We start from the raw sequence: 14,347 nt of genomic DNA, 5'->3' as shown, positions 1-14,347 counted from the left end.
CTTTGTGCTGCGCCGCTCTAGAACCGGCCCACTGGATCAGCGAGGGACGCAATGGCGCTCGACGAGGCGAATTTCGAGGTCAGGCTGGCCCGTGACACGAAGGATGTCGAGGCGGCCCAGCGGCTGCGCTACGAGGTCTTCGTCAAGGAACTGGGCGGCGGCGGCGCGCTGGTGGATCACGACCGCCAGCTCGAATGCGACCGGTTCGATCCGTTCTTCGACCACCTTCTGCTGTCGGACACCGCCCGCGGCGGCGCCGTGGTCGGCGTCTACCGCCTGCTGCGCGAGGACCAGGCGCGCGCGGCGGGGCAGTTCTATTCCGAGGATGAATATGATCTCGCGCCCCTGCACGCATCGGGGCGGCGGCTGCTCGAGCTCGGCCGCTCGTGCGTGCATCCGGCCTATCGCGGCGGCATGGCGATGATGCACCTCTGGCAGGGGCTGGCGGAATACGTGAACCTGCACCGGATCGAGGTGCTGTTCGGCACCGCGTCGTTTCACGGCACCGAGGTCGCGCCGCTGGCCGGGCCTTTGTCGCTGCTGCATGCCCAGCACCTCGCGCCGCCGGAGTTGCGGGTTCGGTCGCGCGCCTACCAGCCGATGGACCTCCTGCCGGAAGAGGAGATCGACCGGCGCAGCGCCATGCTTGCGGTGCCGGCCCTCATCAAGGGCTACCTGCGGCTGGGCGGCATGGTGGGCGACGGTGCCTTTGTCGATCACGCCTTCAACACCACCGATGTCTGCCTGGTGATGGACACCGGGCGGCTCAATGCCAAGGCGGCGGGCATCTACACGCGGGCGCGGCGATGAGCGATCCGACCTGGATGGGAGAGCCCGCGCCCGAGGCCCGGCCGCCGGGCCCTGCGGGCTGGGTGCGGGTGGTCCTGCGCGGCGGTCTGCTAGGCGGGGCGATCCTGCTGGGGCTCGGGGCCAAGGCGCTGGTGCGGCTGGTCGAGCGGCCGCTGCACGGCGAGGACCGGCCCTGGTCGCCGTGGATCACGCAGGCGGTGTCGCGCGCGGCCTTCGGTATTCTCGGGATCGGGCTGCACGTGAAGGGGCCGCCGATGACCGGCGCCGGGGCGGTGGTGGCGAACCATACCTCCTGGCTCGACATCTTTGCGCTGAACGCCCGCAAGAACGTCTATTTCGTCTCCAAGGCCGAGGTCGCGCGCTGGCCCTTCATCGGCTGGATGGCGCGGGCGACGGGGACGCTGTTCATCTCGCGCGATCCGCGCGACGCGGCGCGGCAGAAGCGGCTGTTCGAGGAACGCCTGCTGCACGGTCATCGCCTGCTGTTCTTCCCGGAGGGGACCTCGACCGACGGGCTGCAGGTTCTCCCTTTCAAATCAACGCTTTTCGCGGCGTTGTTCGAGCCGCGCCTGAGGCATCTGGCGCAGGTTCAGGCGGTCAGCGTGATCTATCGCGCGCCGCCGGGCGCCGATCCGCGCTTTTACGGCTGGTGGGGGGACATGGGGTTCGGGCCGCATCTGCTGCAGGTGCTCGCCGCGCCGCGTCAGGGCACGGTCGAGCTGATCTATCATGCGCCGGTGCGGGTGGACGACTTCCCCAACCGCAAGTCGCTGGCCCGCCACGTCGAGGAGCAGGTCCGCCGGGGCCACGCGCCGCGCCGGGTGCAGAGCCGTCTCGACCGGCGGGTCTGAGCCTACTGCATTTCCGCGACCAGCGCCTTGAGCGCGGTCACCGGATCGTCGGCGGTCCAGATCTCCTCGCCGATGGCGAAGAAATCGGTGACCGGGGTAAGCGCGCGCACCAGTTCGGGGGTGAGCCCGCCCTCGGCGACCACCGGCAGTTCGATCATCTCGGACCACCAGGCAAAGAGGTCGGCCTCGGCCAATGTCCCGTCGCCGAGCGCGGCGCCGCCGACGGGCCCGAAGGAGACGTAATCCGCGCCGGTTTCCCCCGCCGTCATGCCGTCGTGCCGGGTGGCGCCGCAGAAGGCGCCGACGATGGCATCGGGGCCGAGCTCCTTGCGGGCATGGCGCACGGTGCGGGCGCCGTCGAGCAGGTGCACGCCGTCGAGGCCGAGCCGCTGCGCGAGCACCACGTGGGTTTCGATCACCAGGGCGATGTCGTGGCGATGGGCGATCTCGCGGACCGCGTCCGAGGCGCGCAGCAGACGGTCCTCGTCCCGCGTGGCGAGCGCGAGGCGGATGCAGGCGATCTCCTCGGCATCCAGCACCCGGTCGAGGGTGTCCGGGAAGCTGCCGAGATCGAAGTCCGGCGGTGTGACGAGGTAGAGCTGGGGTCGGTCGGTCTCGGCCATGGCGCGGGTCCTTTGTCGTTCCGGCCCCTATATCTTGCGCGGTGGCGCGATGCCAAGGGGGGAGCTGTCATTTCGGCGGCAGCGCGGCGACGAGGCGCAGCGCCATGGCGGTGAGCGTGGCGCGGGTGTCGTCGTCGGCCATCGCCTCGGGCCCGGCGCGGACATAGGACCCCATGCGCCGCCCGCCCATGATCGCGGGGGTGACGTCGGGCAGCGCAAGCGCCGCCTCCTGACCGTCCTTGCCGACGCGGTAGAGCCCGCCGTCGCCGGTCAGCCCGCAGACCATGTGGCCCGCGGTGGTGAAGCAGAGCCCGCCGAACATGCGGATCTCGCGCAGGTCGGGCAGGTGGTTGAGATCGGCGCGGACGGTCTCGGCCAGTCCTTCGTCATGGGGCATGGGCGCTCCTGTCACGGGGTTTCGCCCAGTGTAGCGGCCGAATGCCTCCGGCGGGGATATTTCCGGCCGGAAGATGCCTGCTTGCGGCATGGGGGCGGGATGCTTAGGAGGGCGGCTGAAAGGGGATATCGCATGGTCAGTGAGGCAAGCGTGGTCAGTGAGGCAAGACAGCCGGCCTTCGTGCTGGTCCGTCCGCAGATGGGCGAGAACATCGGGGCGGCGGCGCGGGCGATGTGGAATTTCGGGCTGGACCGGATGCGCCTTGTCGCGCCGCGCGACGGCTGGCCGAACCCGGCCTCGGTGGCGATGGCCTCGGGGGCGGGACGGTTGCTGGACGGGGCGGTGCTGTCCGACGACCTGCCCGGCGCGATCGGCGATTGCGATCTGGTGCTGGCGACGACGGCGCGGGTGCGCGGGCTGACCAAGCCGGTATATTCGCCCGAGGCCGCGATGCGCCTCGCACGCGACAGGATCGCGGCGGGCGGCCGGGTGGCGGTGCTGTTCGGGCCGGAACGCGCCGGACTCGAGAACACCGACGTGGCGCAGGCGAACGGCATCATCTCGGTCCCGGTGAACCCGGAGTTTCCGTCGCTGAACCTCGCGCAATGCGTGCTGCTCTGTGCCTACGAGTGGCGGCGGGCGACGCAGGAGGTGGCGGATGTCACGGTGGAGATGGCGGGCGCGGACTGGGCCAGCGCCATCGAGGTCGAGAAGCTGGCCGAGCACTACGAGCAGCGGCTCGAGGAGGCGGGGTTCTTCTTTCCCGACCACAAGGCCCCGGCGATGAAGCTGACGCTGCGCAATCTCTGGAGCCGGATGCCCTTTACCCGCGAGGACGTGAAGACCCTGCACGGGGTGATGCGGCAGATGGTGCGCTGGAAGGATCGGTCGTAACGTCGCGCCCGGCTTGAAGCTGCCTGCCAGCGCCCGTATCGTCCGCGCCAGATTGCAGGAGAAGACCATGGCCGAGAAGCGCAAGCTGTTCGAGGAGGTGGGGGCGGCGCCGTCGAAGGCCGCGCCCGCCGGCGGAATGATCGACCGGGGGCGCGGCGGCGCGCGGGGTGCGATCCGAATCTGGCTGATGGTGCTGTTCGCGCTGGTGGCGGTGATGATTGCGGTGGGCGGGCTGACCCGCCTCACCGATTCGGGCCTGTCGATCACCGAGTGGAAGCCGCTGACCGGGGCGCTGCCGCCGATGAACGCCGCAGACTGGCAGGCCGAGTTCGAGCTCTATCAGCAGATCCCGGAATTCCAGTTGCAGAACAACCAGATGGACCTGGCCGCCTTCCAGTCGATCTACTGGTGGGAATGGGGGCATCGCCAGCTTGGCCGTGTCATCGGACTGGTCTGGGCGGTCGGTTTCCTCGGCTTTCTCGCGGCGCGGAAGATCCCCGCGGGCTGGACCGGGCGGCTGCTGCTGCTGGGCGCGCTCGGCGGGCTGCAGGGCGCGGTGGGCTGGTGGATGGTGTCCTCGGGGCTCGGCGGCGAGATGCTGGACGTCGCCTCCTACCGGCTGGCGATCCACCTCGGGCTGGCCTTCGTCATCTTCGGCTTCATCGCCTGGGACATCTTCTTGCTGGGGCGCAGCGAGCGGGCGCTGATGCAGGCGCGGCGGCTGCGCGAGGCCAAGCTGTTCTCGATGGGAACGGGGCTGATGCATTTCGCCTTCCTGCAGATCCTGCTGGGCGCGCTGGTGGCGGGGATCGACGCCGGGCGCTCCTATACCGACTGGCCGCTGATGGCGGGAGGGATCTTTCCGCCGCAGCCCTTCGACCTCGTGCCGCTGTGGCGGAACTTCTTCGAGGATCCGGGCCTCGTGCAGTTCATGCACCGGATCGCCGGCTACCTGCTGTTCGTCTTCGGCATCGTGGTCTGGCTGCGGGCGCGCAGGTCGCCCAACCGGGACACGCGGTTCCGCTTCAACGCGGTGATGGCGATGCTCTGCGTGCAGGTGGTCCTGGGCATTCTCACGGTGCTCTACATCGCGCCGCTGCATCTTGCGATCACCCACCAGGTCGGCGCCGTGGTGCTTTGGGTGCTGATCCTGCGCGCCCGGTTCGGCGCGCAATTTCCGACGGAACAATCCATCAGGGGGCCGCGATGAGCGCCTATGAAGACCTCATGACCTTTCAGCGCGAGACCGGTGCGCTGGGGCAGATCGCCGGCCGGCTCGGCTGGGATCAGGAAACCACCATGCCGCGCGGCGCGGGCGACCAGCGTGCCGAGGAGATGGCCGCGATGGAGGGGGTTCTGCATGCGCGGCGCACCGATCCGCGGGTGGGCGAGTGGCTTGCCGCCATCGACCCGGCCACGCTGGACGAGGTCGGCCGGGCGCAGATCCGCGAGATCACCCGCAGTTTCGAGCGCGCCGGCAAGGTTCCGGCCAAGCTGGCGGCGGATCTCGCGCGGCTGACCTCGCGGGCGCACCGGATCTGGGCCGAGGCGCGGGCGGATGACGATGTCGCGGCCTTTGCCCCGGTGCTGGCAGAGGTGGTCGCGCTGAAGCGCGAGGAGGCCGCGGCGCTGGCGGCGGGGGGCGATCTCTACGACGCGATGCTGGACGACTACGAGCCGGGCGCGACCGCGGCGCAGCTGACGGCGATGTTCGGGGCGTTGCGGCCCCGGCTGGTGGCGCTGCGGGCGGCGATCCTGGAGCGGCCCGCACCGAAACCCCTGGAGGGCAGTTTCGACGAGGCGGCGCAGATGAAGCTGTCGCGGCTGCTGGCGAAGACTTTCGGGTACGACATGGCGCGGGGGCGGGTCGACAAGGCGGTGCATCCGTTCAGCTCGGGTTCGGGGGACGATGTGCGCATCACCACGCGGACCAATCCGCTGGACCCGTTCAACTGCGCCTATTCGACGATCCACGAGGTCGGCCACGCCTGTTACGAGCAGGCGGTGCGGCCGGATTTCCGTTTCACGCCGTTGGGGCAGGGCGTCTCCATGGGGGTGCACGAGAGCCAGTCGCGGATCTACGAGAACCAGCTCGGCCGCTCGCGGGCGTTCTGCGGATGGCTGTTCGAGCGCATGACCGAGAGTTTCGGCGATCTGGGACTGGACGGCGCGGACGGCTTCTATGCCGCGGTCAACCGGGTGCAGAACGGCTATATCCGCACCGAGGCCGACGAGGTGCAGTACAACCTGCACGTGCTGCTGCGCTTCGACCTGGAACAGGCGCTGATCTCCGGGGATCTGGGCGTGGGCGATCTGGAGGCGGCGTGGAACGACCGCTTCCTGTCCGATTTCGGCTTTGCGGTGGACCGGCCTTCGAACGGGGTGCTGCAGGACGTGCACTGGTCGGCGGGGTTGTTCGGCTATTTCCCGACCTATTCGCTGGGCAACGTCTATGCCGGCTGCCTGCTGAAGGCCCTGAGCGCGGCGGTGCCGGATCTCGACGCGGCGCTGGCGCGGGGCGAGACATCGGGGGCGACGGGCTGGCTGCGGGACAACGTGCAGCAGCACGGCGGGCTTCTGGCGCCGCGCGCGGTGATCGCGCGTGCCTGCGGCGGGAGCGAGCCGACGGAAGCGCCGTTGCTCGACTATCTGGAGGGGAAATTCGGGGCGCTCTACGGGCTCTGAGGCGGGCAGGTTCAGGGGGTGGGGTCGCGGTTGATGCGGATGCCGGGGCCGAGTGTGGCGCGGGCGTCCGGGGTCGCGGGGGGCGCTGCCCCCGTCCGCGTTGCGGACTCCCCCGGGATATTTTTCGAACCGAAGAAGGGGGGGCGGCGGTCAGCCGTCCCCCCGGACGTTTCGGGTCTTCGGGATCAGCCGAAATGCGTGGCGAAGCCGGAGCGGTAGAGGGTTGCGAGTTCGGCCATCGGGGCCTCGGAGCCCGCGATGCGCAGGCTGTCGCCGCCGAAGCGACCGACCGTGACGATGCTGACGCCCACCTGCGCGGCGGCGGTCATCAGCGCCTCTGCCGCGTCGAAGGTGGCGGCGACGAGGTAGCGGGCCTGGTCCTCGCCGAACAGGGTCGGCGTGTCGCCGGTGTCGAGGGTCAGGCCGAGGCCCGAGGCTTCGGCCATTTCGAAGGCGGCGAGCGCGAGGCCGCCGTCCGACAGGTCGGTGCAGCAGGAGATCAGCGCGCGGTTGTCGCGGATGAAGGTGCCGTTGCGCTTTTCGGCGGCGAGGTCGACATGCGGGGCGTCGCCGTCTTCGCGGTTGAAGACTTCGGCCAGCAGGGCGGACTGGCCGAGGTGGCCGGCGGTGTCGCCGATCAGCAAGGCCACGTCGCCGTCGTTTGCGAGGCCGAGGATCGGCTCTTCGCCCGCGGCGATCAGCCCGACCGCGCCGATGGTGGGGGTGGGCAGGATGCCGACGCCGTCGGTCTCGTTGTAGAGCGAGACGTTGCCCGAGACGATGGGCATGTCGAGGGCGAGGCAGGCCTCGCCGATGCCGCGCAGGGCCTCGACGAACTGGCCCATGATTTCGGGCTTTTCCGGATTGCCGAAATTGAGGTTGTCGGTGGTGGCCAGCGGCAGCGCGCCGACGGCGGAGAGGTTGCGGTAGGCCTCGGCCACGGCCTGGCGGCCGCCCTGCACCGGGTTGGCCTTGACGTAGCGCGGGGTCACGTCGGAGGTGAAGGCGAGCTTCTTGTCGGTGCCGTGCACGCGGATCACGCCGGCGCCGAAGCCGGGGATGCGCATGGTGTCGGCCATCACCTGGCTGTCGTATTGCTGGTAGACCCATTCCCGCGAGCAGTAGTTGGGCGAGGCGAGCAGCGCCTTCAGCGCGTCGATGGCATCGACGCCGGGCACGTCCTCCATCGGGGCGGCCTCGGGCGAGGGGGTCCAGGGTCGGTCGTATTCGGGCGCCGAGGAGCTGAGGCGGGACAGCGGCATGTCGGCCTTGACCTCGCCGTGGTGGACGATGAGGAAGCGGTCCTCGGGGATGGTTTCGCCGACGATGGCGAAGTCGAGATCCCATTTGACGAAGACCGCCTTGGCCTCGGCCTCCTTCGCGGGGTCGAGCACCATCAGCATCCGTTCCTGGGATTCCGACAGCATCATCTCGTAGGCGGTCATGTTCTTTTCGCGCTGCGGCACCTTTTCGAGGTCGAGACGGATGCCGAGTCCGCCCTTGTCGCCCATTTCCACCGCCGAGCAGGTGAGGCCCGCCGCGCCCATGTCCTGGATCGAGATCACCGCGCCGGTGAGCATGAGTTCCAGCGTCGCCTCCATCAGGCGCTTTTCGGTGAAGGGGTCGCCGACCTGCACGGTGGGGCGCTTTTCCTCGATGCTCTCGTCGAATTCGGCCGAGGCCATGGTCGCGCCGCCGACGCCGTCGCGGCCGGTCTTGGCGCCGAGATAGACCACCGGGCGGCCGACGCCGCTGGCGGCGGAGTAGAAGATCTTGTCGGTGTCCGCGAGGCCCGCCGCGAAGGCGTTGACCAGGCAGTTGCCGTTGTAGGCAGGGTGGAAGCGGACCTCGCCGCCCACGGTCGGCACGCCGAAGCAGTTGCCGTAGCCGCCCACGCCCTCGACCACGCCATGCACGAGGCGGCGGGTCTTGGGATGCTCCTTGACCCCGAAGGACAGCGAGTTCATCGCCGCGATCGGCCGCGCGCCCATGGTGAAGACGTCGCGCAGGATGCCGCCGACGCCGGTCGCCGCACCCTGGTAGGGCTCGATATAGGAGGGGTGGTTGTGGCTTTCCATCTTGAAGACCACCGCCTGGCCGTCGCCGATGTCGACCACGCCGGCATTCTCGCCGGGGCCGCAGATCACCTGCGGGCCGGAGGTCGGCAGACCCTTGAGGTGGATCTTGGACGACTTGTAGGAGCAGTGCTCGTTCCACATGGCCGAAAAGATGCCGAGTTCGGTGAAGGTCGGCTCGCGGTTCAGAATCTGCAGGATGCGCGCGTATTCGTCGGGCTTGATCCCGTGCGCGGCGATGAGCTCTTCGGTGATGGCCGGTTCCTGCATCTCACATCCTCTTGGTGCTGATGCGCCGGTGTTTATTGCATGGGACGGGCGGGGGAAAGAGGTCGCGCCGGTTTCAGGGCCGTGCCGCGGTGAAAAGGTTCATCCGCGCGGGCACCCGGCAGGTGCCGTCCCGCTCGAAGGGGGCGAGATCCTCGCGCAGGCGGGCGACGATGGCGGCGCGGTCCGCGTCGGTGCCGTTGGATATGCGCAGCATGTGGGCAACCGGGCCGATCCGTGTGCAGAGCCGTGCCGCCGCATCGGCGCCGCCGGCGATCACGATCTCCGGTTCGACGGTCCGGGCGGTGACGGTGCCGAACCCGGCCTCGCGCAGAATGCCGGTGACACGCTCGATATCCGCAAAGGCCATGGGGCCGGGGGCATGGGGATCGGCGGGCGTATCCGGCGCGCCGAGCCGGTCGGCGACGGCGCGGAAGGGAAGCGCGAACCAGGGATTTTCCTCCATGGTGCGCCAGCAGATGAACGCCAGGCGGCCGCCGGGGCGCAGCATGTCGCGGATGTTGGCAAAGGCCGCGACCGGGTCGGCAAAGAACATCACCCCCATGCGCGAGACGACAAGGTCGGCGGGCGGACCGTCCGGGCGTCCGGTCTGGGCATCGGCCAGCCGGAATTCGGGCACGGGCGGGGTGCGGTCGGCGACGCGGCGGCGCGCCTCGGTGACGAGGGATTCGGAGATGTCGAGCCCGGTGACGGAGCCGGTCCTGCCCACAAGCGCGGCCAGCGCCATCGAGGTGGCTCCGGCGCCGCTGCCGATGTCGATGACACGCTCTCCGGGGGATGGGGCCGCGGCGGCGATCAGCGCACGATCGACGTTGACGTGCACGGCGTCGAGGGTATCGGCGATGGCCGCCCAGGTGCGTCCGGGCCCGTCGCTCCAGAACCGGCGCTGGTCCTCGTTCGGGTCGGTCTGCGGCTCGGTCATGATTCTGTCCCCCAGATCCTCAGGCTAACGCTTTTCGACCGGGGCGGGGGCGGAATTTCGTGACGGCAAAAAAAAGGCCGAGCACAAAGCTCGGCCGAAGTCCAACAGGGAGGTATGAAGATGATGCACCGTGAGGCGCTTCAAGCTTCATCTGCCGAATATGTTATCGGGAATGAGTCGATCAAGACGCAGAATGCCGCAGGCGCGGCATTCCCGTTATGCGTTCCTTGCATACCGCGAGAATTTCGGGCAGTTCAGTCCGCTCCCATCGCCTTGAGCTGGCGACGGTGGGCAAAGATCTCGTCCTGGACGAAATCGCGGAAGGCGGAGACGCGCTTGGAGTGGCGCAGTTCCTCGGGATAGGCGAGGAAGACCGGCACTTCGTTCGATTCGACATCCGGCAGAACGCGGATGACCGAGGGGAAATCCTCGATGATGTAATCTGGCAGCACGCCGATTCCGAGATTGGCGATCACCGCCTGCAGGACACCGAAATAGTTGTTCACGGTGAGCGAGGTCTGGATGTCGTAGGTCAGCAGCTCCTGCACCATGAGCTTGCCCGCGCTCACCTGCGCCGAAGAGGGGTTCTGGCAGATCAGGCGGTGCTTGGCGAGATCGTGCAGCGATTCCGGCATGCCGTGTTCGGCGAGATAGGTCGGCGAGGCGTAGAGGCGCATCCGCACCGACATCAGCCGCTTGCGGATCAGGTCGGCCTGGGACGGCTCCTTCATGCGGATGGCGACGTCGGCCTCGCGCATGGGCAGGTCGAGCACGCGTTCCTCGAGCATGAGGTCGACGCGCAGGTCGGGGAATTTCTCGTAGAGCTTGGCAAGCCGCGGGGCGAGCCAGAGCACGCCGAAGCCGTGGGTCGTGGTGACCTTGAGTTCGCCGAACACCTCCTCCTCGCTGTCGCGGATGCGGGCGGTGGCGGCGTCGATCCGCTTGATCATCGCGGCGGTGGCGTCGAACAGCAGTTCCCCCTGCTCGGTGAGAATCAGGCCCCGCGCATGGCGGTGGAACAGGGTGGTGTTGAGCGATTCCTCCAGCGACCGGATCTGGCGGGAGACGGCGGATTGCGAAAGATGCAGGGAATCCCCGGCGTGGGTCAGGCTGCCCGCGTCGGCGACCGCGTGAAATATTCTTAGCTTGTCCCAGTCCATACCCGTCACTTTCCCGGCTCGTCGCCCGTCTATACGACACAATCGGTTAATTGGAACCCATCTTACCGGCAGTCGGCAAAATCACGAAAAAATCCCTGTTAAGGTCAGCTTTTATGACCTAACATCCCCGTCATATGCACTAGCTTTAAGCAGTGAGCGTTGGGAGGCGCACATGGCCGAGCAGCTTATCACCCTGAATGACCGTTTCGATCTTGAAAAACACTCCGTTCTTCTGAACGGCACGCAGGCGCTCGTGCGTCTGATGCTGATGCAGAAGGCCCGCGACCGGGCCGCGGGGCTGAACACCGCCGGGTATGTCACCGGCTATCGCGGCTCGCCCCTCGGGGCGGTCGATCTGCAGATGGCGCGGGCGGAAAAGCTCCTGCGGGCGGCGGACATCACGTTTCAGGAGGGCCTGAACGAGGATCTTGCCGCGACCGCGCTCTGGGGTACGCAGCAGGCCGAGCTGCGCGGCGAGGGCCGTTTCGACGGCGTGTTCGGTCTCTGGTACGGCAAGGGGCCGGGGGTGGACCGCTCCGGCGACGTGATGCGCCATGCCAACATGGCCGGGACCTCGCCGCGCGGCGGGGTGCTGATGGCGATGGGCGACGACCACACCGGCGAAAGCTCGACCGTGCTGCACCAGTCGGAATGGGCGCTGGTCGATGCCTACATGCCGGTGGTGTCGCCCGCCGGCGTGCAGGAGGTGCTGGATTACGGCATCTACGGCCTGGCGCTGTCGCGCTTCGCCGGGGTCTGGGTCGGTCTCAAGACGATGAAGGACACGGTCGAGGCGACGGCGGTGGTCGACGGCCGCCCGGACCGCGTCTCGCTGGTGATGCCGGAGTTCGACATGCCGAAGGGCGGGCTCAACATCCGCCTCGGTGACACGCCCCATGCGCAGGAAGCGCGGATCATCGACCACAAGCGCTTTGCGGCCGAGGCGTTTTCCCATGCCAACCGCATGGACAAGCGCGTCTGGGGCAAGCCGGGCGCCAGGATCGGCCTTGTCGCGGCTGGCAAGAACTGGCTCGACCTGGTTCATGCCATGTCGCTGCTCGGCATCGACGACGCCGGGGCCGAACGGCTGGGGATCACCACCTACAAGGTCGGGCAGACCTGGCCGCTGGACATGCGCGGCTTTCACGACTGGGCCGAGGGGCTCGACCTCATCGTCATCGTCGAGGAAAAGCGCAAGCTGATCGAGGTGCAGGTCAAGGAGGCGATCTTCGACGACCGTCGCGGCCGCCGCGTCTATGGCTGGCACAAGGGGGGTGGCGCCGGCTCGATGCACGGGGCCGAACTGTTCCCGACGCAGGGCGCGCTCGACCCGATCATGATCGCGGAGCGCCTCGGCAAGATCCTGATCGAGGAAGGGCGCGGCACGGATTCCCTCAACGCCGCGCTGCAACGTCTTGATGACGCACGGAAAGCCGACAATGCGCAGGACCTTGCCGCACGGCTTCCCTATTATTGCGCGGGCTGCCCGCACAACACCTCGACCAAGGTGCCCGAGGGGCATCGCGCCTATGCCGGGATCGGCTGTCACTACATGGTGCAGTGGATGGACCGCAACACCGACGGTTTCACCCATATGGGCGGCGAGGGTGCGAACTGGATCGGCGAGGCGCCGTTTTCGAAAACTCCCCATGTTTTCCAGAACCTTGGGGACGGAACCTACAACCATTCCGGATCTCTGGCGATCCGGGCGGCGCTGGCCGCCGGGGTGAACATCACCTACAAGATCCTGTTCAACGATGCCGTCGCCATGACCGGCGGGCAGAAGAACGAAGGCGGCCTGACCGCCGACCGCATCGCCCGCGAAGTCACCGCGATGGGCGTGAAGCACCTTGCCGTGGTCTATGACGACAAGGAGGAGCCGGACTTCGGCCTCTTCCCGCAAGGCATTGAAAAGCATGAACGCTCCGACATGGAGGCCGTGCAGAAGGCCTTCGCGGAGAAGGAGGGCGTCAGCGTCATCCTCTACATCCAGACCTGTGCCGCCGAAAAGCGCCGCCGCCGCAAGCGCGGCCAGTTCCCGGACCCGGACACGCGGGTGTTCATCAACACCGACGTCTGCGAGGGCTGCGGCGATTGCGGGGTTCAGTCGAACTGCGTCGCCATCGTGCCCTCCGAAACCGAACTGGGGCGCAAACGCGCCATCGACCAATCGGCCTGCAACAAGGATTTCTCTTGTCTCAAAGGGTTTTGCCCGTCGTTCGTAACCCTCTCCGGCGCAACGGTGAAGAAGGGCGAGACCACCAAGCTCGACCTGCCCGACATGCCCGAGCCCGTCCTGCCCGTGATCGACGGCACCCATAACATCGTCATCACCGGCGTCGGCGGCACCGGGGTGGTCACGGTCGGCGCGGTGCTGGCGCAGGCGGCGCAGATCGCCGGGCTCGGCGCCGGCATGATGGAGATGGCCGGCCTCGCCCAGAAGGGCGGCGCGGTGCACATCCACCTGCGGCTCGCCAACCGTCCCGAGGACATCAGCGCCGTGCGCGTCGCGACCGGCGAGGCGCATGCCCTCATCGGCGGCGATCTGGTGGTCAGCGCCGCGGGCAAGACCCTGGGCCTGCTGCGCACCGGCCGCACCGGCGCGGTGGTCAACAGCCACGACATCGTCACCGGAGAGTTCACCCGGAATACCGATTTCTCCATTCCCAACGACAGGTTGCAGCTTGCTATTGAAGCAAGGCTGAAAGAGCGCGTCGCACTGTTCGACGCCACGGAGCTGGCGCAGGCGACGATGGGGGATTCGATCTATTCCAACATGATGATCCTTGGTGCCGCCTGGCAGAACGGGCTGATCCCGCTGCCGCACGATGCCATCGCCCGCGCCGTGACCCTGAACGGGGCGGCGGTCGACCGGAACCTGCGCGCCTTCGAGATCGGCCGCTGGGCCGCGCTGCATCCCGGCGAGGTCACGCGGCTGTCGCGCCGCTCGGTGGTCTCGCTGCCGAAGACGCCGGAGGACAGGATCGCCTTCCGCGCCGAACACCTGACCGCCTACCAATCCGCGCGCCTTGCCCGCAAGTACCGCAGGCTGGTCGACGGCATCGAGGATCCGCAGCTGCGCGACGCGGTGGCAAGAGGCTATCACAAGCTACTGAGTTACAAGGACGAATACGAGGTCGCGCGGCTGCATCTCGACACCCGGAAAAAGGCCCGCGCGGCCTTTGACGGTGATTTCTCGATGACCTTCCACCTGGCCCCGCCGGTGCTGTCGAAGGAGGGCAGCGAAGGTCGTCCGGTCAAGAAGGCCTTCGGCGAGCGGATGCTGACCGCCTTCCGCCTGCTTGCCCCGCTGAAGATCCTGCGCGGCACCCCCTTCGACCCCTTCGGACGCACCGAGGAGCGCCGGATGGAACGCGCGCTCATCGCGCAATACGAAGCCGACATGGCGGAGTGGTTGCCCTTGCTGACGCCGCAGACCCGCGACGCGCTTGTCGCTCTGGCGGAATTGCCCCTGCGCATCAAGGGCTTCGGCCCGGTCAAGATGGCGGCGGAGCGCGAGGCAGCGAAACGCCGCGAAGAGCTCCTGGACACTCTGCGCGCAGGCGGCCCGACGGTGTCGCAGGCGGCGGAATAGGCGCCGCTACGCCGGGCGGCCGTCGCAAAACCGTTACAGGGCCGCGT

The 14,347-nt window shown here is 68.2% G+C and carries 11 protein-coding genes; 6 read left to right on the top strand and 5 right to left on the bottom strand.

Annotation, left to right across the window (positions count from 1 at the left end; all coding sequences use genetic code 11):
* Positions 1-51: 51 nt before the first annotated feature.
* Positions 52-810, top strand: a complete 759-nt coding sequence (locus ACN0RJ_RS05630) for a GNAT family N-acetyltransferase (RefSeq protein WP_417721238.1) — start codon at positions 52-54, stop codon at positions 808-810.
* A complete protein-coding gene (locus ACN0RJ_RS05625; protein WP_417723654.1) occupies positions 807-1,661 on the top strand; it encodes a lysophospholipid acyltransferase family protein in 855 nt (284 codons plus the stop codon). Before ACN0RJ_RS05630 ends, ACN0RJ_RS05625 begins: the two co-directional genes overlap by 4 nt.
* A gap of 2 nt (positions 1,662-1,663) precedes the next feature.
* On the opposite strand, the gene ACN0RJ_RS05620 is transcribed toward ACN0RJ_RS05625, so the two are convergent.
* Both ACN0RJ_RS05620 and ACN0RJ_RS05615 read right to left on the bottom strand, forming a co-directional pair.
* Complete coding sequence (locus tag ACN0RJ_RS05620) at positions 1,664-2,284, bottom strand: thiamine phosphate synthase (RefSeq protein WP_417721240.1); 621 nt, start codon at positions 2,282-2,284, stop codon at positions 1,664-1,666.
* A gap of 67 nt (positions 2,285-2,351) precedes the next feature.
* Positions 2,352-2,681 carry a TfoX/Sxy family protein gene (locus tag ACN0RJ_RS05615; protein WP_417723653.1) on the bottom strand — a complete coding sequence of 110 codons (330 nt, stop codon included), beginning with the start codon at positions 2,679-2,681 and terminating at the stop codon, positions 2,352-2,354.
* A gap of 132 nt (positions 2,682-2,813) precedes the next feature.
* Between ACN0RJ_RS05615 and ACN0RJ_RS05610 the strand changes: the two genes are divergently transcribed.
* The 3 genes from ACN0RJ_RS05610 (at position 2,814) to ACN0RJ_RS05600 (ending at position 6,260) form a co-directional block, all read left to right on the top strand.
* Positions 2,814-3,575: an RNA methyltransferase gene (locus ACN0RJ_RS05610; RefSeq protein WP_417721242.1), complete on the top strand. Its 762-nt coding sequence runs from the start codon at positions 2,814-2,816 to the stop codon at positions 3,573-3,575.
* A 67-nt stretch (positions 3,576-3,642) separates the two neighbouring features.
* Complete coding sequence (gene ctaA / locus ACN0RJ_RS05605; RefSeq protein WP_417723652.1) at positions 3,643-4,785, top strand: heme A synthase; 1,143 nt, start codon at positions 3,643-3,645, stop codon at positions 4,783-4,785.
* Positions 4,782-6,260, top strand: coding sequence for a carboxypeptidase M32 (locus ACN0RJ_RS05600; protein WP_417723651.1), 1,479 nt, complete (start codon positions 4,782-4,784; stop codon positions 6,258-6,260). The genes ctaA and ACN0RJ_RS05600 overlap by 4 nt, the downstream gene beginning before the upstream one ends.
* 185 nt (positions 6,261-6,445) lie before the next feature.
* Here the strand turns inward: ACN0RJ_RS05600 and purL are convergent, their stop codons facing one another.
* From purL to ACN0RJ_RS05585, 3 genes are all read right to left on the bottom strand, one after another.
* The gene (gene purL, locus ACN0RJ_RS05595) at positions 6,446-8,605 is read right to left on the bottom strand and encodes a phosphoribosylformylglycinamidine synthase subunit PurL (RefSeq protein WP_417723650.1); all 2,160 of its coding nucleotides are present in this window, start codon (positions 8,603-8,605) and stop codon (positions 6,446-6,448) included.
* Positions 8,606-8,678: 73 nt separating this feature from the next.
* Complete coding sequence (locus tag ACN0RJ_RS05590) at positions 8,679-9,545, bottom strand: class I SAM-dependent methyltransferase (protein ID WP_417723649.1); 867 nt, start codon at positions 9,543-9,545, stop codon at positions 8,679-8,681.
* A 254-nt stretch (positions 9,546-9,799) separates the two neighbouring features.
* Positions 9,800-10,705 (bottom strand): LysR family transcriptional regulator, encoded by a 906-nt coding sequence (locus tag ACN0RJ_RS05585; RefSeq protein ID WP_417721247.1) that lies wholly within the window; start codon positions 10,703-10,705, stop codon positions 9,800-9,802.
* 172 nt (positions 10,706-10,877) lie between these two features.
* Between ACN0RJ_RS05585 and ACN0RJ_RS05580 the strand changes: the two genes are divergently transcribed.
* Complete coding sequence (locus ACN0RJ_RS05580) at positions 10,878-14,300, top strand: indolepyruvate ferredoxin oxidoreductase family protein (protein ID WP_417723648.1); 3,423 nt, start codon at positions 10,878-10,880, stop codon at positions 14,298-14,300.
* The last annotated feature ends 47 nt before the right edge of the window (positions 14,301-14,347 follow it).

This window comes from Salipiger sp., from assembly GCF_048261495.1.
GTDB lineage: Bacteria > Pseudomonadota > Alphaproteobacteria > Rhodobacterales > Rhodobacteraceae > Salipiger.
This window is presented reverse-complemented; position numbering and strand designations above follow the sequence as displayed.

Excerpts from the sequence above, each read along its gene's own strand:
- ACN0RJ_RS05630 (WP_417721238.1), top strand. The coding sequence starts at position 52 with ATGGCGCTCGACGAGGCGAATTTCGAGGTCAGGCTGGCCCGTGACACG.
- ACN0RJ_RS05625 (WP_417723654.1), top strand. The coding sequence starts at position 807 with ATGAGCGATCCGACCTGGATGGGAGAGCCCGCGCCCGAGGCCCGGCCG.
- ACN0RJ_RS05620 (WP_417721240.1), bottom strand. The coding sequence starts at position 2,284 with ATGGCCGAGACCGACCGACCCCAGCTCTACCTCGTCACACCGCCGGAC.
- ACN0RJ_RS05615 (WP_417723653.1), bottom strand. The coding sequence starts at position 2,681 with ATGCCCCATGACGAAGGACTGGCCGAGACCGTCCGCGCCGATCTCAAC.
- ACN0RJ_RS05610 (WP_417721242.1), top strand. The coding sequence starts at position 2,814 with ATGGTCAGTGAGGCAAGCGTGGTCAGTGAGGCAAGACAGCCGGCCTTC.
- ctaA (WP_417723652.1), top strand. The coding sequence starts at position 3,643 with ATGGCCGAGAAGCGCAAGCTGTTCGAGGAGGTGGGGGCGGCGCCGTCG.
- ACN0RJ_RS05600 (WP_417723651.1), top strand. The coding sequence starts at position 4,782 with ATGAGCGCCTATGAAGACCTCATGACCTTTCAGCGCGAGACCGGTGCG.
- purL (WP_417723650.1), bottom strand. The coding sequence starts at position 8,605 with ATGCAGGAACCGGCCATCACCGAAGAGCTCATCGCCGCGCACGGGATC.
- ACN0RJ_RS05590 (WP_417723649.1), bottom strand. The coding sequence starts at position 9,545 with ATGACCGAGCCGCAGACCGACCCGAACGAGGACCAGCGCCGGTTCTGG.
- ACN0RJ_RS05585 (WP_417721247.1), bottom strand. The coding sequence starts at position 10,705 with ATGGACTGGGACAAGCTAAGAATATTTCACGCGGTCGCCGACGCGGGC.
- ACN0RJ_RS05580 (WP_417723648.1), top strand. The coding sequence starts at position 10,878 with ATGGCCGAGCAGCTTATCACCCTGAATGACCGTTTCGATCTTGAAAAA.